A 20,376-nucleotide genomic window follows, 5' to 3' on the forward strand; every position below is an offset into this window, starting at 1 on the left:
GGTACGAACTGCAGCTTCTTACTCCGCGGCTTCCTTGACGGAACGCTCTTCCCGATGCTCCTCGTCGTCCTCATCGGTCGAACGGCTCCAGCCCGAGAACAAATTGGAGAGCTTGTCGAGGTAGAGGTAGACCACCGGCGTCGTGAACAGCGTCAACGCCTGGCTCACGATCAGGCCGCCGACCATGGCGTAGCCGAGCGGCTGGCGGATCTCCGATCCCGTGCCAGTGCCGAGCATCAGCGGCACGCCGCCGAGCAGCGCCGCCATCGTTGTCATCATGATCGGGCGGAAGCGGAGCAGGGCGGCCTGCCGGATCGCCGCCTCCGGCTTGAGATGATCGTCGCGCTCGGCCGCGATCGCGAAGTCGACCATCATGATGCCGTTCTTCTTGACGATGCCGATCAGGAGGATGATGCCGATCAGCGCGATCAGGCTGAAGTCGAAGCCGGCCGCCATCAGGATCGCGAGCGCGCCGACGCCGGCCGACGGCAGCGTCGACAGGATGGTGATCGGATGGATGTAGCTCTCGTAGAGGATGCCCAGGATCAAATAGACGACCACCAGCGCTGCGAGGATCAGTAGCGGCACGGTGCTCAGCGATTGCTGGAACGCCTGCGCGGTACCCTGGAAGCTCGAATTCAGCGTCGGCGGTGCGCCGAGCTCGACCATCGCCTGCTGCACGGCCTTGGTAGCCTGGCCGAGCGCCACGCCCTGCGCCAGGTTGAAGCTGATGGTGATCGCCGGGAACTGGCCCTGGTGGCTGATCGACAACGGCCGCACCGGCACGCTGGTCCAGGTCGCGAAGGTCGACAGCGGCACCTGTTCACCGGTCAGCGGCGACTTGAGGTAGATCTTGTTCAGCGTGTCGATGCTGCCCTGCAGGTCGGGAAGCACTTCCAGGATCACGTGATAGCTGTTGAGCTGGGTGAAATATTGTGCCACCTGGCGCTGGCCGAACGCATCATACAGGGTGTCGTCGATCAGCTGCGGCTGGATGCCGTAGCGCGAAGCGGTATCGCGGTTGATCTTCAGTTCGAGCGTGGTGCCGTTGCTCTGCTGGTCTGTCGCGACGTCGCGCAGTTCGCGCAGGGTCCGCATCTTCGCCAGGATCTTCGGCGCCCATTCGTTGAGCTCGGCGAGATTGGCGTCCTGCAGGGTGAATTCGAACTGGGTGCGGGTCGGCCGGCCGCCGAGACGGACGTCCTGGGCCGCCTGCATGAACAGCCTGGCACCTTCGACCTCCTCGAGCTTTGGCCGCAGGCGTGCGATGATCTGCTGCGCGCTGTGAGAACGCTCATCGCGCGGCTTCAACGTGATGTACATGGCGCCGTTATTGCCCGCCCGGCCGCTGCCGCCGACGGCCATGGCTACCGTCGCGACGTCAGGGTCAGCCAGCACGATCTTGCCGAGCGCTTCCTGCCTGCGCTTCATGTCGGCGAAGGAAATGTCCTGGTTCGCTTCGGAGGTCGCGGTGATCAGGCCGACGTCCTGCTGCGGGAAGAAGCCCTTTGGAATGATCACGAACAGGTAGACCGACAGGCCGAGTGTCGCGAAGAAGATCATCAGGGTCGTGAACTTCCAGCGCAATGCGAGATCAAGCACGCGTTGATAGGCCCGCAGCATGGCATCGAAGCCGCGCTCGCTGATCTCGTAGAGGCGGCCATGCTTGGTCTCGCCGTGGGCGCGCAGGAAGCGCGAGGCCATCATCGGCGTCAGCGTCAGCGACACGAACATCGAGACGAAGATCGTCATCGCCAGCACGACCGCAAATTCGCGGAACAGGCGCCCGATGATGCCGCCCATCAGGAGCAGCGGGATCAGCACCGCGACCAGCGAGATGCTGATCGAGACGATCGTGAACCCGATCTCGCTCGCGCCCTTGAAGGCCGCCGCCATCGGCTTTTCGCCTTCCTCGATATAGCGTGTGATGTTCTCCAGCATCACGATGGCGTCGTCGACCACGAATCCTACTGCAATCGTCAGTGCCATCAGGGACAGGTTGTCGAGCGTATAGCCGAATACCCACATCAGCGCGCAGGCGCCCAGCAGGGCGAGCGGCACCGTCACGGTCGGGATGACCGTCGCCCAGAAGCTGCGCAGGAAGATGAAGATCACCATCACCACCAGTGCGATGGTGATCAGCAAGGTGAACTGCACGTCCTCGACCGCGGCGCGGATCGTGGTGGTGCGGTCGCTCATGACGTTGATCTTGATCGCCGGCGGGATCGCGGCAACCAGCCGCGGCAAGGTTGCCTTGATCTTGTCGACGGTGTCGATGACGTTGGCGCCGGGTTGTTTGAAGATCACCAGGAACACGCCACGCTTGCCGTTGGCCCAGGCCGCCTGCTTGGCGTCTTCCGGACCGGCGACAGCCTGGCCGATATCACGGATTCGCAAGGGGCCGCCATTGCGATAGGCGATGATAACGTCGTTCCAAGGCGCAGCCTTCAGGAGCTGATCGTTGGCGTAAACCGTGTAGGCGCGGGTGTCGCCATCGATGTTGCCCTTGGGACTGTCGACGGTGGCGCTGGTGATCGCGGCGCGCACGTCTTCCAGCGATAGGCCCTTTGCCACCAGCTTGCCCGGATCAATCTGCACGCGTACCGAGGGCTTCTGCTGGCCGCCGATGATGACCTGCGCCACGCCGGAGATCTGGCTGATCTGCTGTGCGAGCTGGGCGTCGATGGCATCGCTCACCTCGGTCAGCGGCAGCGTGTCCGACGTCGCCGACATGATCATGATCGGCGCGTCGGCCGGGTTGACCTTGCGGTAGGTTGGCGGCGACGGCAGATTCTTCGGCAACTGGCCGCCTGCCGCGTTGATGGCGGACAAAACGTCGTTGGCGGCACCGTCGATGTTGCGGTTGAGGTCGAACTGGATGGTGATCGCCGTAGTCCCGAGATAGCTCGTCGAGGTCATCTGGGCGATGCCGGGAATCTGCGCGAACTGGCGCTCCAGCGGCTGGGCAACCGAGGTCGCCATGGTTTCCGGACTGGCGCCGGGCAAGCTTGCGTTGACCTGGATGGTCGGGAAGTCGACCTGCGGCAGCGGCGCCACCGGCAGCAGTGGATACGCCACCAGGCCGACAAAGAGAATGCCGGCCATCAGCAGCGAGGTGCCGATAGGGTAGCGGATGAAGGGAGCGGAAATGCCGTAGCTCATTCCGGCTTCACCTTGGTGGATTGCGTCGCATCCGAGCTTGCGACCGCGGTGCTGACGAGCGCCCCGGGCGAAACTTTGTATTGGCCTGAGGTAATCACCTGCTGGCCGGGCGATAACCCCTCGTCGACCACCGATTTGCCGTCGATCGAGTAGCTGACCTTGATCCGGTGCAGTTCCGCCTTGTTCTCCTGGTTGACAGTATACGCGTAAAGTCCGTCCGCGCCATGCTGGACGGCACCATCGGGAACCACGGTCGCGCCCTTCAGCGTCCGCACCAGGAGCCGCGTCGATACCGACTGGCCCGGCCACAACGCGTGGTCCTTGTTCTCGAACACCGCCTTCAGCCGGATAGTCCCGCTGGTCGTGTCGACCTGGTTGTTGATCAGCGCGAGAACGCCGGTGGACAGGGCGCGCTTGCCGTCGGTGGAGTAGGCGATCGTCTTGGGCGGGGAGTCAGCCAGCGCGGCCTTGATGTCAGGCAATTGGTCCTCGGGCGCGGTGAAAATCACCGCGATCGGCTCAATCTGAGCGATCGAGACGATGCCGGTCTGGGTCGCTGCATTGACGATGTTGCCGACATCGACCTGACGCAGGCCGGCGATGCCGGTGATCGGCGCCTTGACGGTTGCGTAGTCGAGCTGCGTCTGCGCATTCGTGATCGCGGCGTCGTCGGCGGCGATCTGCGCCGTCAACTGCGCGACGGTGGAACGCTGGGTGTCGGTCTGCTGGCGGGTCGCGAACTCGCCAAGCCGGGTGTAACGCTGCAGATCGAGCTTGGCATTGGCGAGATTCGCCTCGTCCTGCTGCTTCTTGGCCGTAGCCTGGTCGAGGGCGGCCTGATACGGCCGCGGATCGATCTCCACCAGGACGTCGCCCTTCTTGATGAGCTGCCCTTCCTGGAAGGCGAGCTTCATGATCTGTCCGTCAACACGGGTGCGCACCTGGACGGTGTTGAAGCCCTGCACGGTGCCGAGGCCGGTCAAATAGACCGGGAAATCAGCCGTTTCGACGCGTGCAATCCGAACCGGAACGGGCGGACGCGCAGGGGCGGCATTCTTTTGCCCATCAGCGTGGGTGGCGTGCTCCCCGCGCTGCCAACCAAAATAGCCCGCAGCGCCGATGGCGGCGACCAGCAGCACCCAACCTATCGTTCGTGACTTGGACATGCACGCTCATGGGTTCGAAGACAATTATAGGTGTTTAAAACCGTTCCGGGGAACCCATATAATGCGTCAGCACTTAATGCGTACACACACTAACACTTGAGAATCCTAAATATTCGGAAAGGTTTAGAGCATGGTCCGGAAACGTGGAGATCGGTTTTTCCTCTCTGCAAAGGCGGAGCGTTGCGCGGAGATCATGCTCGAACAAAGAGATGAGATCGTGATCCGACCCCGTCTGGTCGGATCACGATCTAGAGCGCGTTCCTGGAGCCCTCAATGCGCCTGATGAAACCGATATGTCGCTCGATCTGAAACGCCAGCTTGTTTCACAGCTTGTCGAGAGTTCGCGCCTGTTGCGCAACTATATCGATCATCGTGCGAAGACGCGCGGCACCACGCGAGCGCAATGGATCGTGCTGTTTAGGCTGCGGGAACAGGAAGGTTTGTCGCAGGTCGACCTCGCTGACGTGCTCGAACTACAGCCGATCTCGCTGGTGCGGCTGCTCGACCGCCTGGTCGAGCACGGCCTGCTCGAGCGCCGGCCCGATCCGAAGGATCGCCGCGCCAACCGGCTGTTCCTTACTGACCGGGGCCGTCAGCTCGTCCACGATCTCGACAGCCTGCGCAATGCGATCGCGACCGACGTGTTGCACGACATTCCCGACGAGAGGGTCGAAGCCAGCCTTCAGACCCTCCGCGACATCAAGGATCGCATCAAGTCGCTCGGCGAAGGACCGGACGTCGCGGTAAAGTAGTTGCGCCCGCGTTGCGCGTTTCCTCACCGACTTTGTTCTCGGTTCTCGCTGATGAAGCCGGCGAGCACCGATGAAGGTTCGCTCGCGACCGAACTATGCGGTGATTTCGCAGGACCTCCGTCGCTCGTTTGGAGCCAGATTAGAATCGTTTCAAACAATCAGATTAGAAGCGTTCTGATCTGGAGCGATTCAACTCAGCGAGCTGCGTATTCGCATTGACCCGAAATTTCGGCGTCGATACCACCCAGCCGGACACATTTCGCGCATCATAGCGCACTGGTCGAAATTCATCCTGAGACGTGTGATGCGCAACGTGAAAGCACCGAGCTCGCAGCGTCTCGAGATGGCGATCAACCCGGTGGCCGAGCGGCTTGAAGGCTACACGGGTAAAAGGGTTGGTCACGCCGGTAACGCGAGGCGCGCGGGTTGCGTCTTTCTTCTGGCTGCAGAGCATGGTACGGGATGCGCATGCTCGCAGTCTGATCTTTGATCTGGACACCGCTATCCAGGCCTTGGTGGAGCGGCTTGGGCGAGACGATCCCGAAACGGTCAAATTGACCGGCATCTATCACAACCTGATACGCCACTGGGCCGAAGTATGAAAATCCTATCTACCCGCGCGACACTGTTTGCACTCCCGGTGCTTACGCTGGTTGCGCTGATGGCACCGTCGTCGGCGCAGCAGCAGATGGCGCCCGCCGCTCCCGCTCCGTCCGCGCCCGCCACGCAGCAGACTGCTCCCGCCGCGCCGCAACCGCCGGCGGAGGCGGCGACGCCAGCGCAGTCTCCTTCTGCGGCCGAGCCGGTTGCCTCGCAGGGAACTCAGGACGTCAGTGCAGCGCCCGCCGAAGGCGAGGGCAAGAAATCGGCGACCATCGCCGGGCTGAAGGAACTGTCACCGTGGCTGATGTTCTGGAATGCCGACATCGTCGTGAAGGCGGTGATGATCGGTCTCGCCTTTGCGTCGCTCGTGACCTGGACCGTGTTCATCGCCAAGATGATCGAGCTCACCGTCGTGCAGCGCAAACTGCGCGCCGCCCTCGCCAAGATCAGCGACGTGCGTTCGCTGGCGGAGGCGCAATTCGCGCTCGGCGCCAAGGGGAGCGCGCTGTCGAGCCTGATCGCTGCGGCGATGCGGGAAGGACGCCTGTCGGCCGGCATCTCCAGTGACTCCGGCATCAAGGAACGCGCGGCGTCGAGCTTTGCCGAGATCGTGCGTGCCGAAGGACGCCGTATTCGCGTCGGCATGGGCCTGCTGGCGACCATCGGTGCGACCTCGCCCTTCGTTGGCCTGTTCGGCACGGTCTGGGGCATCATGAACAGCTTCATCGGCATCTCGAAATCGCAGACCACCAACCTCGCGGTGGTCGCACCCGGCATCGCCGAAGCATTGCTGGCGACCGCGATCGGCCTCGTCGCGGCGATCCCGGCCGTGATCATCTACAATCACTTCTCGCGGGTGACGAAGGGTTACCTGGAACTGGTCAGCCGTGCCTCGGGCGCGGCGGCGCGGCTGTTGTCGCGCGACCTCGATCGCACCCATGTCAGCATGTCCAGCGGCGCGCATTCGCGCGCGGCGGCGGAGTAGGCGATGGCTGTCTCGATCGCAGACAATGACGGCGACGACGACGATTTCGCGGAATCGCACGAGATCAACGTCACGCCCTTCATCGACGTCATGCTGGTGCTGCTCATCATCTTCATGGTGGCCGCGCCGCTCTCCACCGTCGACCTGCCGGTCGATTTGCCGACTTCGAGCGCGACGCCGCAGAAGAAGCCGGACAAGCCGACCTATGTCAGCATCAAGTCGGATCTCACGCTCGCGATCGGCGAAAATGCGGTCAAACGCACCGAGCTGGTGCATTCGCTCGATACCCTCGCCGACATGAGCAAGGATAAGTATGTATTCCTGCGCGCCGACCGCGCCGTGCCGTATGGCGAGCTCATGGGCGTGATGGAAATCCTGCGCTCGGGCGGCTACACTCGGGTCAAGCTGGTGACGCTCGAAGGCGTTCCCGGCGCGCCTGCCGCCCCGCCAGCCGCTGAGCCGGCAAAACCCTGACGAGGGACAGCGATGTCTGACCTCGACCTCGAGCAAAAGCCTTCTCGCCGCCTATGGATTTGCGCCGCGGTGACGGCGCTTGCGCTGCATGTTGGCGGCGCGGCGCTGGCGCTGACGAATTTGCGCGGCGAGGACGCGGGCGACGGCCTGGGCGCCAATGCCGCCGAGTTCGCGGTGGAGATGGCATCGCCTAAGGTCGAGGAGGAGAATCTGCCGCCGGGTCCTGACGCCGATGCGTCGCAGGCCTCTCCGCAACTCGCTGAGCAGAAGGCCGAGGTCAAGGAGACCGACCTTCCGAAGGACGTTCCGACCGAGTCCGAAGATCCTGACCGCATCGTCACGCCGAACGATTCGCAAAAGCCCAAAGAGGAAGAACCGGAGGTCTCGAAGGTCCAGACCCAGGCCTCCGAGGAGGCGCCCGCCCAGGAAGCGACCGCGCGGCAGACGCTCGAGGAGAAGGCGCCGGAGGCCGAGCAGGCCAAGGCCCCCAATCTCGGTATCGGCAAGGACAAGCAGAAGCTCACCGCCAATTGGGGCCGCAAGATCAGCGCCTATTTCGAGTTGCACAAGCGCTATCCGCACAACAAGAGCAGGGCGACCACGGTGAAGGTCAGCATCGTGCTGAACCGCCGGGGCAACGTCGTCAACGTCGCCGTCGCGGAATCCTCGGGCGATCCTGCCTTCGACGACGCGGCCATCTCAATGATCCGCCGCTCCGACCCCGTCCCGCCGCCGCCGGCCGAACTCACCGAAGACCAGTTCGCCTTCAGCCTCGACGTGAACTTCAAGAAGCCGAAGTAACGAGTTGAGGCGAGGAGCGGATTAGCGGGCGGCCCACTCGCGTAATCCGCTGACTTGCGTTGACTCGTAGGATGGGTAGAGCGGAGCGAAACCCATCATTCGCGCGGCTTCCCCTGAAAAGGATGGGTTTCGCTCCGCTCTACCCATCCTACAGCTACGCTACCCCGGGCTCACCTAGCGCCAGAGATAGCGGATGCCGACGTAGACCACGACGAGGCAGGCGAAGATCAGCGCCACCGGGAGCGGCCGTTTTCCAGTCGGCCCGGACACGCCCGGCTTCTTGGCGGGGAGGCGACGGAAGGCGGTGACGTTGCCGCGGTCAGCGACCGGCTCGCGGGAGGGCGCGGGCACGTTGGGCGGCGTGCCGGCGCCGCCCATCTCGGCATAATAGCTCTTGTACATCAGCTTGATGGTGGCCTCGCCGGCCTCGGCCTCTGGCATCTGCTCCAGGAGCTTCTTGTAGGTGGCGAGGAAATTCTGGGCATCCGCCGACAAGGAGGACGTTCCGTTCAGCTTGGCGAGCATTTTCCAGGTCGCGAAGTCCGCCCTGGCGCGGGTGTCCGCACGCCGGGCGATCAGCATATCGGCAGCTTTGATCAAGAGGCCCTCGCGATTTTTCCTCACCTTATGCATTGCCGGTGATGAGGAGAAGCACACGTATCACATAGCCGGTCAGTGTCCGCAGTATCGCCGAAATAATATCAAGATTGAGACCAAGCTGCGAACCAAGGAGCGGCAACAGGATCAGGAGCCCGATCAGGATCAGCAGCCCGTAGGGTTCGAGCCGCGCCAGCGGCGCTGCGAGCGGCCGGGGCAAGAGCCCTACCGCCACCCGCCCGCCGTCCAGCGGCGGGATCGGCATCATGTTGAAGATCGCGAGCACGATATTGATGAGGAAGGCGTTTTTGAGATTGTCCGCGATCCAGCGTGCGCTATCCGGCGGGGCGAAGGGCAGCACGTGGAAGGCCAGTGCAGCAACCAGAGCGAGAATGATGTTGGTGGCGGGGCCGGCCAGCGCCACCCAGACCATGTCGAGCCTGGGATGCTTGAGATTGCGGAAGTTGACCGGCACCGGCTTGGCATAGCCGAACAGGAAGGGCGACTGCGACAGCAATAGCACCGCTGGCAGGATCACCGTGCCGAACGGATCTATATGCTTCAGCGGATTGAAGCTGACGCGCCCGAGTTGCCAGGCGGTGTTGTCACCCAGCCGGTGGGCGACGAAGCCGTGCGCTGCCTCGTGGAAGGTGATGGCGATCAGGAGCGGCAGCACCCAGACGGAGATGGCGTAGAGGGAAATGTTCAAGGGGGATATCCGGTCGCGGCGGCGGCCGCTCTCAACCAGACATGGTCGCGGCGGGGTTCCAGTGCAAGACGGTAAACGCGCGACGCATTGGCGCGGAATATCGGCTGACCGCCGTCAGCGTATTTTCGGCGCCGCCGGATCGGCCTCGCCGACTTCGTTGGCGCCGGATTGCGTTGTCGCGATCCAGATGCCCGCGAACACGGTCACGATGCCGACTACCAGATTCCAGCGCAGTGGCTCGCCCAGCAGCGTAGCGCCGACGAGCGATGCCGCGATCGGATTGACCGTGACGGAGATCGCCACGAGGGTCGGCGTCGTGCGCTCCAGCGCGAACGCCCAGAGATAAAACGTCAGCGCGGCGCCGAAGGCCCCAAGATAGATCGCGCCGAACCACTGTGGGGCGGCGAAGGCCGCGACCGGGGCAAAACTGCCGCGCGCGAGCGAGGCGATGATGAGGCAGGCGGCGCCGGCGGCCATCGCCATCGTGGTGAATGGAATGGGGCCGGAGCGACGGATGAAGGGCTTCGACCAGATGCTGTAGAGCGCCATGCAGAGCGCGGCCGCGACCATCAACAGATCGCCGCGCCACGCGCCTTCCGGCGTGGCGCTGAGGCCTGAGAGCAGGGCCATGGCGACGCCTGTGATCGTCACCAGGACGCCGACCGTCTTTCGCAAGGTTAATTGTTCGCTTCCGAGCGCCGCGCCGACCGCCATCGTCAGCAGCGGCAATGTCGAGAGCGCGAGCGCGCCTCGCGCCGCCGTAGTGAAGATCAGCGACGCGTTGAAGAGGATCGGGAACAGAGCAAAGAACAATAGGCCCAGGCTAATCACTGCTGGCCAGTCGCGCCGTGCCGGCCAGCCTCTTCCTTGGATCAGGATGAGTGGAAGCAGCAACAGGAAGCCGATGCCGAAGCGAAACGCACCGATCGCGAGCGGGTCGATGGCGCCTGCGAGGTAGCGCGTTGCACCGATCGACGTGCCGCCCAGCGCACTCGAAAGCACTGCGGCCAGGACACCCCAAGTCTCACCCATCAAGTCTCACCCATCCGGCTTCATCCCCGTTTCGCCTCTTGCCGAGGCTAGGGGACAAGCGATAATCAAAGAATGGAATTTATGTGATAGGTCAGATCAAAGTTCGTTATGAGTCTCGACCCAGACCTCCTGAAGGCATTCGTTGCGGTGGCCGACCATCGTTCCTTCACCCGCGCGGCCGTGGCGTTGAACCGGACGCAATCGGCGGTCAGCATGCAGGTGAAGCGGCTGGAGGAGCGGCTGCAGGCGGAGCTGTTTCATCGCACCAAGGCCAATGTCGATCTGAGCGCGGCGGGCGAGGGCCTGCTCGGCTATGCGCGCCGCATCCTCAGCCTGAACGAGGAGGCGGTGGGCCGCGTCCGCGAGCACAAGGTGGAAGGGCGCGTCCGCCTCGGCGTGATGGACGACTACGGCACGCTGTTGGTCCCGCCGCTGCTCGCCGGATTCGTCGCCAACTATCCGCTGATCCATATCGAGATGGAAACGGGGCTGACGTCTTCGATGACCGACCGGCTCGGTGAGGCCTACGATCTCGTCATCGCCATGCATCCGCAGGGCAGCGGCAAAGGTGAGCTCCTGCGGCGCGAGCAGGCGGTGTGGGCGGCGAGCGCCGAGCATCGTGTCGAGGAGTTGAACCCGCTTCCGGTGGCGCTCTATCCGCAAGGCTGCCTGTTTCGAAGCTGGGCGATGCAGGCGCTCGACGCTGCGAAACGGCCGTGGCGGCTCGCCTTCGTCAGCCACAGCCTCGCGGCCGTCGAGGCGGTCGCGGTGCAGGGATTGGCCGTAACCGTGGTCAAGGCCGGCACCTTTCCGCCGCGGCTCCGACGCCTGTCGGAGCGCGACGGCATGCCGCCGCTGCCGCGCGCCGAGATCCGCCTGCATCGCGCCGCCAACCTGTCGCGTGCGGCGTCGCTGTTAGCTGATCATCTCGCGGCGGAGCTCCGCCCGCCGACTTAATACGTCGCGCGGCCGCCGGAGATATCGAACACGGCGCCGGTGGAGAAGGCGCAATCTTCCGAGGCCAGCCAGGCGACCAGCGCGGCGAGTTCTTCCACCAGGACGAAGCGGCCCTTCGGGATCTTCGACAGCATGAAGTCGATATGCTGCTGCGTCATCTGGTCGAAGATCGCGGTCTTCGCCGCCGCCGGCGTCACCGCGTTGACGAGGATGTCGTGCTGCGCGAGCTCCTTGCCGAGCGATTTCGTCAGCGCGATCAGGCCCGCCTTCGACGACGAATAGTGCGCCGCGTTCGGATTGCCGTCCTTGCCTGCGATCGAAGCGATGTTGACGATGCGGCCATAGCCCTGCTTGAGCATCGCCGGCACGATTGCCTTGCAGCAGATGAAGGGGCCGTCGAGGTTGATGCGCAGCACCTTGCGCCATTCCTCGAGGTCGGTCTCCCACACGGTCTTGTTGACGCCGGCGATGCCGGCGTTGTTGACGAGGATGTCGATCTTGCCGAACGCTTTCAGCGTCTCGTCGCGCGTTTTCTCCACGGCGGCCAGATCGGCGACGTCGACCTTGAAGGCGGTGACGCCAGCGCCGATCTCCTTCGCGGTCTTCTCGGCCAGCGCGATGTCATGATCCCAGATCGCGACTTTGGCTCCGGAGGCGGCAAAACGCTCGGTGATCGCGCGCCCAAATCCTTGCGCGCCGCCGGTGACGACGGCACTGCGGCCGTTGAGATCATATTTGTTCATGGTGTTCCTTTCCTGGAATTAGAGTGTCCAGCCGCCGTCGATGACATGCGCGACGCCAGTGGTGAACGCGCTCTCGTCGCTGGCGAGATAGACGGCGAGTGCTGCGATCTCTTCAGCGGTGCCGAGCCGACCCATCGGCTGGCGGGCTACGAACATGTCCCGCCCGTCCGGACCTGCGGCAGCCGCACGCTCAAGCATCGATGGCGTCTCGATGGTTCCGGGGCAAATGCAATTGCAGCGCACGCGCTTGATGAAGTCGACCGCGACCGAGCGGGTGAGGGCCGCTACCGCTGCCTTCGTCGCGCCGTAGGCATAACGGTTCGGCGCCGCCTTGAACACGCCGGCCGCGGAGGAGATGTTCACGATCGAGCCGCCGCCCGCTTCGAGCATGCCTGGCAGGAAGGCGCGGATCGTGCGGTGCATCGACTTCACATTGAGGTCGAAGGAGAAGTCCCAGTCGTCATCGGAGCAATCGAGCACCGTGCCATGATGCACGAAGCCGGCGGCATTGAGCAGGATGTCGGTCTTGCCGGCGCGCTTGGCCATGGCCGCGACCCCAGCGGCATCGCGCACGTCGAGCCTGGCCACTTCGGCGACGCCCTCCTGCTTGAGAAGCGCGAGCTTCTCCTCGTCGATATCGGTGGCGAACACGGTGGCGCCCTCGCGCGCAAAGGCTACCGCGCAGGCGCGGCCGATGCCAACAGCCGCTGCGGTGACGAATGCGCGCTTGCCCTTCAGGCGGTCTGACATCTTGTCTCCCTTTATTCTGCTCGTCATTCCGGGCGGCGCGAAGCGACGAACCCGGAATCCATGGCGCCACCTAAGGAAGTGGAGAGATAGATTCTCTGATGTGCAATTGCACATCATAGTTCACGCTTCGCGTGCCCCGGAATGACAGCAAGTCAATGATTATCCCTGGCCACGCCGACCTTGCCGGCGATGTCGTGGTATCGGGTCGCAAGTTCGAGGCAGGCGCCGGTGGCCTGTTGGCCGACGGTCGCGCGGTAGAGTTCCTGCCACGGCGTCTGGTTTGCCGGATGGCCGAAGCCACCATTCGCTTTCAACTCGGCATGCCGCTTCTTCACCTCGTCGTCCGGGATCAGGATGTTGGCGGTGCCCTTGTTGAGGTCGATGCGCACCCGGTCGCCGGTCTTCAGGATCGCCAGCCCGCCGTCGGCGGCGGCTTCCGGTGAGGCGTTGAGGATCGACGGCGAGCCTGAGGTGCCCGACTGGCGACCGTCGCCGATGCAGGGCAGGGACAGGATGCCGCGTTTGATCAGCGCCGCCGGCGGCTGCATGTTCACGACCTCGGCACCGCCGGGATAGCCGATCGGACCGGCGCCGCGGATGAACAGCATGCAGTGCTCGTCGATCCCGAGCGAAGGATCCTCGATCCGTTCGTGGTAATCCTCCGGGCCCTCGAACACGATGGCGCGGCCCTCGAAGGCGCTCGGGTCCTTCGGGTTGACAAGATAGCGCTCGCGGAACTCCTTCGAGATCACGCTGGTCTTCATGATTGCGGAATCGAAGAGGTTGCCGCGCAGCACCAGGAAGCCTGCGTCCTTCACCAGCGGCTTGTCATAGGTCCAGATTACGTCGCCGTCGGGCTGGGCTGCATCCTTGCAGTTCTCGCCCATGCTGTGTCCGTTGACTGTCACCGCATCTTCATGAATGCGCTTGTGCTTCATCAATTCGCGCACCACCGCCGGCACGCCGCCGGCGCGATGATACTCCTCGCCGAGATAGAAGCCGGCCGGCTGCATGTTCACGAGCAACGGCACGTCGTGGCCATACTTCTGCCAGTCGTCGATCGACAATTCGACACCGACATGGCGGGCGAGTGCGTTGATGTGGATCGGCGCGTTGGTCGAGCCGCCGATCGCCGAATTCACTACGATGCAGTTCTCGAACGCCTTGCGGGTGAGAATGTCGGAAGGTTTCAAATCCTCCCAGACCATCTCGACGATCCGCTTTCCGGTCTCATAGGAGATCTGGCCGCGCTCGCGATAGGGGGCTGGGATCGCCGCGCAACCCGGCAGCGACATGCCTAGCGCTTCAGCCAGCGAGTTCATGGTCGAGGCGGTGCCCATCGTGTTGCAATGGCCGACCGACGGCGCCGAGGAGGCGACGACGTTCATGAACTCTTCGTAATCTATCTCGCCCGCGGCGAGTTGCTCGCGCGCCTTCCAGACCACGGTGCCGGAACCGGAGCGCACGCCATTGTGCCAGCCATTCAGCATCGGCCCGCCCGACAGCACGATCGCGGGCAGGTTCACGGTCGCCGCCGCCATCAGGCACGCCGGCGTGGTCTTGTCGCATCCGGTGGTCAGCACCACGCCATCGAGCGGATAGCCGAAGAGAACTTCGACGAGGCCGAGATAGGCGAGGTTGCGGTCGAGCGCAGCGGTCGGCCGCTTTCCCGTCTCCTGGATCGGATGGGTCGGAAACTCCATCGCGATGCCGCCGGCTTCGCGGATGCCCTCGCGCACCCGGTGCGCCAACTCAAGATGATGGCGATTGCAGGGCGAGAGATCGTTGCCGGTCTGCGCAATACCGATGATCGGTTTGCCGGACTGCAGTTCCTGCCGCGTCAGTCCATAATTAAGGTAACGCTCGAGATAGAGCGCGGTCATGCCGGGGTTGTGCGGGTTGTTGAACCATTCGCTGGAGCGGAGCTTGCGCTTGGTGACTGGGGTAACAGGCTTGTTCATTAGTTTCTCCCCGAGCGCAACGGCTTATGCTGCACTGCACTCAGCCTTGTTTCGTTGACGCGACTTTATGCACGTCGACCCGTTGTTCGCAATTGATTGAGCGCGGCGATATTCAACTTTGATCCAACGACATGGCGAAAAAATTCTGCTAAGAGGCAACTCAACTTGAAGAGCGGGCGGGGCCTTTATGGTCCTAACCGCCGCTAAAATCGGAGGGAATTGAATGGCGTCGGTGCAGATTAGCGACGTGCGTAAGTCGTTCGGTGGATTTGAAGTCCTGCACGGCGTGACTGTTCCGATCGAGGACGGTGCGTTCGTGGTGTTGGTCGGCCCCTCCGGCTGCGGCAAGTCGACATTGCTGCGCATGCTAGCGGGACTGGAGAACATCACCTCCGGGACCATCTCGATCGGCAATCGCGTGGTGAACAACGTGCAGCCGAAAGAGCGGGACATCGCGATGGTGTTCCAGAACTACGCGCTCTACCCGCACATGACGGTTGCCCAAAATATGGGCTTCTCATTGAAATTGCGAAACGCGAACGCGCAGGACATCACCACCCGGGTCAAGAAGGCCGCCGAAATTCTGGCATTGACGCCGCTTCTGGAGCGCTATCCCCGTCAATTGTCGGGAGGTCAGCGCCAGCGCGTCGCAATGGGGCGTGCCATCGTCCGTGATCCCCAGGTGTTCCTGTTCGACGAGCCGCTGTCCAACCTCGACGCCAAGCTGCGCGTTGCGATGCGCACCGAGATCAAGGAATTGCATCAGCGGCTGAAGACCACGACGGTCTATGTCACTCACGACCAGATCGAGGCCATGACAATGGCCGACAAGATCGTCGTCATGCATGACGGCATCGTCGAGCAGATGGGATCGCCGCTCGAACTCTATGACAAGCCCGACAACCAGTTCGTCGCGGGCTTCATCGGCTCGCCCGCGATGAACTTCCTGAACGGGCACCTCAAGTCCAACGGCCAAGTCTATGTCGAGACCGAGAACGGCGCCAGGCTGCCGCTCGCGACGGCGCCGACCGCTTCCGACGGCAAGCCTGTGCTCTACGGCATCCGGCCCGAACATCTCGAACTCGCCAGCGACGGCATCGAGGCAGAGGTCGTCGTCGTCGAGCCCACCGGCTCGGAGACGCAGATCGTGTCGCGCATCGGCGAGCAGGACATCATTGCGGTGTTCCGCGAGCGACACGATGTCAAGCCCGGCGAGAGAATTCATTTGCGGCCGCGCGCGTCGTCCGCCCACCTGTTCGACAAGGACACCGGCCACCGTCTTTAGGCGTCCGGATTCACAAGCCCCAGCAAGACCATAAAATTAAGGGAGAAGACTTGAAATGAATAAGTTCACCACCGATCGCCGCTCGCTGCTCAAGGGCGGTGCAGGCCTTCTGGCAGCCGCCGCGACGATGTCGGGCGACGAGTTGCTGGGCTATGCGAAGGCCTGGGCGCAGACTGCGCCGTGGAAGCCGGAGCCTGGGGCGAAGATCAATCTGTTGCGCTGGAAGCGTTTCGTCGAAGCCGAAGACGTCGCGTTCATGAAGATCGTCGACGCCTTCCAGAAGGCCAACAACGTCACCATCAACGTCTCCAACGAGTCCTACGACGACATTCAGCCCAAGGCGTCGGTTGCCGCCAACACCGGGCAGGGCCTCGACATGGTCTGGGGTCTCTACTCGCTGCCGTTCCTGTTCCCGAGCAAATGCGTCGATGTTACTGATGTCGCCGACTATCTCGGCCAGAAATGCGGCGGTTGGACCGACTCCGGTAAGGCCTATGGCATGCTCAACGGCAAGTGGATCGGCATTCCCGTTGCGGCCACCGGCGGCCTCGTGAACTACCGCGTCGCTGCGGCAGAGAAGGCCGGCCACAAGGAATTCCCGAAGGATCTCGCCGGCTTTGCCGACCTTGTGAAGGGTATGAACAAGAACGGCACGCCCGCTGGCATGGCGCTGGGCCATGCTTCGGGTGACGCCAATGGCTGGTTGCACTGGGCGCTCTGGGCCCACGGCGGCAAGTTGATCGACAAGAACAACAAGGTTGCCATCAATTCGCCGGAGACCGCGAAGTCGCTTGAATATGTCAAGGGCCTCTACGACAACTTCGTGCCGGGCACTGCCTCGTGGAACGACAGCTCCAACAACAAGGCGTTCCTCGCGGGTCAGCTTCACCTCACCACGAACGGCATCTCGATCTATGTGACGGCGAAGAAAGAGAATCCGCAGATCGCTGAGGATATGAACCACGCGCATCTGCCGCCCGGCATCGACGGCAAGACGCGCGAACTTAATCTTGGTTTCCCGATCCTGATCTTCACCTTCTCGAAGTATCCGCAGACCTGCAAGGCGTTCACCGCCTTCATGCTCGAGCCGGACCAGTTCAACCCCTGGATCGAAGCGGCGCAGGGCTATCTGTCCCACTTCCTCCTTGGCTACGACAAGAACCCGGTCTGGACTGCCGATCCAAAGACGACGCCTTACCGCAGCGTGGCGCAGAGCGCGTCGACGCCGGCCGGAGAGGCGCAGATGAGCGAGAACGCGGCGGCTGCGATCGCCGACTTCGTGCTGGTCGACATGTACGCGAACTACTGCACCGGACGCGAGGATGTGAAGACCGCGATGACCTCGGCCGAACGCGCGGCCAAGCGCATCTTCCGCTGAGCGAGCAGCCGGCGCGGACTACCGCGCCGGCTTTCTATTGTTGAGCGATCGGGGCGACGCTCGGAGTCACGGAAACGGGCCGGGCGTTGCCTTTGATTTGGAGTTGGAGACGGAATGAGTACTGTCCAGACATCGATGCCGGTACAGGCCGCCGCAGCCGGCGAGCCGTCACTATGGTTAAGGCTGCGCGCCAACCGCAACTGGGCGGCGCTGTGGTTCATGCTGCCGGCCGCCGCTTTCCTGATCCTGTTCCTGGCCTATCCGCTTGGCCTTGGCATCTGGATGAGCTTCACGGACGAACGCATCGGCCGGGGCGGGGTGTTCATCGGCCTCGAGAACTATCAATGGCTGTGGGACGACGCGATCTTCTGGCTGTCGGTGTTCAACACGGTGCTCTATACGCTGGTCGCCAGCGTCATCAAATTCGCGATCGGCCTTTATCTCGCGCTGCTCTTGAACCGGCACATGCCATTCAAGGCGATGATCCGCTCGATCGTGCTGATCCCCTTCATCGTGCCGACGGTGCTGTCGGCGATCGCGTTCTGGTGGATCTATGACGCCCAGTTCTCGATCATCTCCTGGTCGCTGATCAAGCTCGGTCTGATTGAGCACAACATCAATTTCCTGGGCGACAGCACCTGGGCCCGCGCCAGCGTCATCTTCGCCAATGTCTGGCGCGGCGTTCCCTTCGTGGCGATCACGCTGCTCGCCGGCCTGCAGACGGTCTCGCCCTCGCTGTACGAGGCGGCGACGCTCGATGGCGCCACCAACTGGCAGCGCTTCCGCTACATCACCTATCCACTGCTGACGCCGATCATCGCCGTGGTGATGACGTTCTCGGTGCTGTTCACCTTCACCGACTTCCAGCTCATCTGGGCCTTGACCCGCGGCGGACCGGTCAATGCGACGCATCTGATGGCGACGCTGAGCTATCAGCGCGGCATCATCTCCGGACGGCTCGGCGAGGGCGCGGCGATTGCGACCGCGATGATCCCGTTCCTTCTTGCCGCGATCGCGATCTCCTGGTTCGGCATGCAGCGCCGCAAGTGGCAGCAAGGATCGAACAATGACTGATTCAGCCCTGCAAACCAAAGCGCCGGCGCAGGCCGCGAGCGACGACTCCGAGGGCATGAGCTATCTGGAGTCGCTGCCGCGGCGCCTGATCACGCTCTATCTGCCGCTGTTCATCATCCTCGTGGTGCTGCTGTTCCCGTTCTACTGGATGGTGCTGACGTCGATCAAACCGGACGAGCAACTGATCGACATGGACAAGTTCAACCCGTTCTGGGTTGTCCATCCGACCTTCAAGCACATCAGCAAGCTCCTGTTCGAGACGGAGTATCCGAGGTGGCTCTGGAACACGATGTATGTGGCGGTCTGCGCTACGTTCCTGTCGATTGTGGCCAGCGTGCTGGCGGCCTATGCGATCACGCGGCTGCGGTTCAAGGGCGCCGATACCGTTGGCGTCCTGATCTTCTTCGCCTATCTGGTGCCGCCGTCGATCCTGTTCATCCCGCTGGCCTCGGTGATCCAGGCCTACGGCCTGTTCGACTCGCCGCTGTCGCTGATCCTGGTCTATCCGACTTTGCTCATTCCGTTCTCGACCTGGCTCCTGATGGGATACTTCAAGACCATTCCTTATGAGCTCGAGGAATGCGCGCTGATCGACGGCGCCTCGCGCTGGCAGATCCTGGTCAAGATCATCGTGCCCCTGGCGATCCCCGGCCTGATCTCAGCCTTCATCTTCTCGTTCACGCTGTGCTGGAACGAGTTCATCTATGCGCTGACCTTCCTGCAATCGACGCCGAACAAGACGGTGCCGGTCGCGATCGTCAACGAGTTCGTCGACGGCGACATCTACAAATGGGGATCGCTGATGGCGGGCGCGCTGGTCGGCTCACTGCCGCTCGTGATCCTTTACGCCTTCTTCGTCGAGCATTATGTGTCGGCCATGACGGGAGCCGTGAAGGAATAGCGCGAAGGGCCCACGTCGTTACCGCTGATATTAAGGAGTTGGGTCTTGCACGTTCTGATTCTCGGCGCCGCCGGCATGGTCGGCCGCAAATTGACCGACCGTCTGCTGCGCGACGGCCGCCTCGGCAAGCAGGACATCACCAGGATGACCCTGCAGGATGTGGTCGAGCCCGCAAAGCCCGCCAACGCCTCGATCCCGGTCAAGGTGGTGGCGTCCGACTTCGCCGATGCCGGCGCCGCCGCGCCGCTGATCGCCGAGCGGCCCGACGTGATCTTCCATCTCGCCGCGATCGTCTCCGGCGAGGCGGAGGCCGATTTCGACAAGGGCTATCGCATCAATCTCGACGGCACGCGACACCTGATCGACGCCATCCGCGCGGTGGGCGGCGGCTACAAGCCGCGGCTGGTGTTCACGTCCTCGATTGCCGTGTTCGGGGCGCCGTTCCCGGAGAAGATCGGCGACGAGTTCTTCCACACGCCGCTGACGAGCTACGGCACGCAGAAATCGATCTGCGAGCTCTTGATCAACGATTATACCCGCAAGGGCCTGTTCGACGGCATCAGCATCCGTCTGCCGACGATCTGCGTGCGGCCGGGCCGGCCGAACAAGGCGGCGTCAGGCTTCTTCTCCAACATCATCCGCGAGCCGCTCGCCGGCGAGGAGGCGATCCTGCCGGTGTCCGAGGACGTGCGGCACTGGCATGCTTCGCCGAAATCGGCGGTCGGCTTCCTCGTGCATGCGGGCACCATGGACCTCAACGCCATCGGTCCCCGACGCAATCTCAGCATGCCCGGGCTCTCCGTCACCGTCGGCGAACAGATCGCGGCGCTCGAGCGCGTCGCCGGCAAGAACGTCACGGCGCGGATCAAGCGGGTGCCGGATCAGACCATCATCGGCATCGTCTCGGGCTGGCCGCGCGACTTCGTCACCGAGCGTGCGCTGAAGCTCGGCTTCACGACGGCTGAGAAGAGCTTTGACGACATCATCCGGATTCACATCGAGGACGAGCTCGGCGGCAAGTTCGCGGCCTAGTCTTCCTTGCGGAG

At 63.2% G+C, this 20,376-nt stretch carries 18 protein-coding genes and 1 pseudogene; 11 read left to right on the forward strand and 8 right to left on the reverse strand.

Annotation, left to right across the window (positions count from 1 at the left end; all coding sequences use genetic code 11):
- Positions 1-18: 18 nt before the first annotated feature.
- Both J6497_RS35385 and J6497_RS35390 read right to left on the reverse strand, forming a co-directional pair.
- A complete protein-coding gene (locus tag J6497_RS35385; protein WP_225708835.1) occupies positions 19-3,162 on the reverse strand; it encodes a multidrug efflux RND transporter permease subunit in 3,144 nt (1,047 codons plus the stop codon).
- The gene (locus J6497_RS35390; RefSeq protein ID WP_225708836.1) at positions 3,159-4,328 is read right to left on the reverse strand and encodes an efflux RND transporter periplasmic adaptor subunit; all 1,170 of its coding nucleotides are present in this window, start codon (positions 4,326-4,328) and stop codon (positions 3,159-3,161) included. Before J6497_RS35390 ends, J6497_RS35385 begins: the two co-directional genes overlap by 4 nt.
- Before the next feature lie 293 nt (positions 4,329-4,621).
- Between J6497_RS35390 and J6497_RS35395 the strand changes: the two genes are divergently transcribed.
- The 5 genes and pseudogenes from J6497_RS35395 (at position 4,622) to J6497_RS35415 (ending at position 7,943) form a co-directional block, all read left to right on the forward strand.
- On the forward strand, positions 4,622-5,080 hold the full coding sequence (locus J6497_RS35395) for a MarR family winged helix-turn-helix transcriptional regulator (RefSeq protein ID WP_225708837.1): 459 nt from the start codon (positions 4,622-4,624) through the stop codon (positions 5,078-5,080).
- A gap of 395 nt (positions 5,081-5,475) precedes the next feature.
- Positions 5,476-5,682, forward strand: a pseudogene (locus J6497_RS35400) (PKHD-type hydroxylase); the annotation flags it as partial.
- A complete protein-coding gene (gene exbB / locus J6497_RS35405; protein WP_225708838.1) occupies positions 5,679-6,668 on the forward strand; it encodes a tonB-system energizer ExbB in 990 nt (329 codons plus the stop codon). The pseudogene J6497_RS35400 and the gene exbB, both read left to right, overlap by 4 nt.
- A gap of 3 nt (positions 6,669-6,671) precedes the next feature.
- Complete coding sequence (exbD, locus tag J6497_RS35410) at positions 6,672-7,142, forward strand: TonB system transport protein ExbD (RefSeq protein WP_225708839.1); 471 nt, start codon at positions 6,672-6,674, stop codon at positions 7,140-7,142.
- 12 nt (positions 7,143-7,154) lie between these two features.
- Positions 7,155-7,943: an energy transducer TonB gene (locus tag J6497_RS35415; protein ID WP_225708840.1), complete on the forward strand. Its 789-nt coding sequence runs from the start codon at positions 7,155-7,157 to the stop codon at positions 7,941-7,943.
- Positions 7,944-8,117: 174 nt separating this feature from the next.
- Here the strand turns inward: J6497_RS35415 and J6497_RS35420 are convergent, their stop codons facing one another.
- From J6497_RS35420 to J6497_RS35430, 3 genes are all read right to left on the reverse strand, one after another.
- Entirely contained in the window at positions 8,118-8,525 is a 408-nt protein-coding gene (locus J6497_RS35420) for a hypothetical protein (RefSeq protein WP_225708867.1), read from the reverse strand.
- Positions 8,526-8,568: 43 nt separating this feature from the next.
- Positions 8,569-9,249: a site-2 protease family protein gene (locus tag J6497_RS35425; protein ID WP_225708841.1), complete on the reverse strand. Its 681-nt coding sequence runs from the start codon at positions 9,247-9,249 to the stop codon at positions 8,569-8,571.
- A 114-nt stretch (positions 9,250-9,363) separates the two neighbouring features.
- On the reverse strand, positions 9,364-10,281 hold the full coding sequence (locus J6497_RS35430; RefSeq protein ID WP_225708842.1) for a DMT family transporter: 918 nt from the start codon (positions 10,279-10,281) through the stop codon (positions 9,364-9,366).
- A gap of 108 nt (positions 10,282-10,389) precedes the next feature.
- Here J6497_RS35430 and J6497_RS35435 point away from each other — a divergent pair, with 108 nt between their 5' ends.
- Positions 10,390-11,238 carry a LysR substrate-binding domain-containing protein gene (locus tag J6497_RS35435; RefSeq protein WP_225708843.1) on the forward strand — a complete coding sequence of 283 codons (849 nt, stop codon included), beginning with the start codon at positions 10,390-10,392 and terminating at the stop codon, positions 11,236-11,238.
- Here J6497_RS35435 and J6497_RS35440 read toward each other — a convergent pair.
- From J6497_RS35440 to J6497_RS35450, 3 genes are all read right to left on the reverse strand, one after another.
- On the reverse strand, positions 11,235-11,981 hold the full coding sequence (locus J6497_RS35440) for an SDR family NAD(P)-dependent oxidoreductase (protein WP_225708844.1): 747 nt from the start codon (positions 11,979-11,981) through the stop codon (positions 11,235-11,237). The two genes, J6497_RS35435 and J6497_RS35440, sit on opposite strands and share 4 nt — an antisense overlap.
- 18 nt (positions 11,982-11,999) lie before the next feature.
- On the reverse strand, positions 12,000-12,731 hold the full coding sequence (locus J6497_RS35445) for an SDR family oxidoreductase (RefSeq protein WP_225708845.1): 732 nt from the start codon (positions 12,729-12,731) through the stop codon (positions 12,000-12,002).
- A gap of 152 nt (positions 12,732-12,883) precedes the next feature.
- Complete coding sequence (locus tag J6497_RS35450) at positions 12,884-14,692, reverse strand: IlvD/Edd family dehydratase (RefSeq protein ID WP_225708846.1); 1,809 nt, start codon at positions 14,690-14,692, stop codon at positions 12,884-12,886.
- A gap of 223 nt (positions 14,693-14,915) precedes the next feature.
- Between J6497_RS35450 and J6497_RS35455 the strand changes: the two genes are divergently transcribed.
- From J6497_RS35455 to denD, 5 genes are all read left to right on the forward strand, one after another.
- Positions 14,916-15,977: an ABC transporter ATP-binding protein gene (locus J6497_RS35455; protein ID WP_225708847.1), complete on the forward strand. Its 1,062-nt coding sequence runs from the start codon at positions 14,916-14,918 to the stop codon at positions 15,975-15,977.
- Between the two features lie 55 nt (positions 15,978-16,032).
- Positions 16,033-17,355, forward strand: a complete 1,323-nt coding sequence (locus J6497_RS35460; RefSeq protein ID WP_225708848.1) for an ABC transporter substrate-binding protein — start codon at positions 16,033-16,035, stop codon at positions 17,353-17,355.
- A 114-nt stretch (positions 17,356-17,469) separates the two neighbouring features.
- Positions 17,470-18,429: a carbohydrate ABC transporter permease gene (locus tag J6497_RS35465; protein WP_225708849.1), complete on the forward strand. Its 960-nt coding sequence runs from the start codon at positions 17,470-17,472 to the stop codon at positions 18,427-18,429.
- On the forward strand, positions 18,422-19,330 hold the full coding sequence (locus J6497_RS35470) for a carbohydrate ABC transporter permease (protein WP_225708850.1): 909 nt from the start codon (positions 18,422-18,424) through the stop codon (positions 19,328-19,330). Before J6497_RS35465 ends, J6497_RS35470 begins: the two co-directional genes overlap by 8 nt.
- Before the next feature lie 45 nt (positions 19,331-19,375).
- Positions 19,376-20,362, forward strand: a complete 987-nt coding sequence (gene denD, locus J6497_RS35475) for a D-erythronate dehydrogenase (RefSeq protein ID WP_225708851.1) — start codon at positions 19,376-19,378, stop codon at positions 20,360-20,362.
- Positions 20,363-20,376: the final 14 nt, after the last annotated feature.

This window comes from Bradyrhizobium cenepequi (assembly GCF_020329485.1).
In the GTDB taxonomy this organism is placed as follows: Bacteria; Pseudomonadota; Alphaproteobacteria; order Rhizobiales; family Xanthobacteraceae; genus Bradyrhizobium; species Bradyrhizobium cenepequi.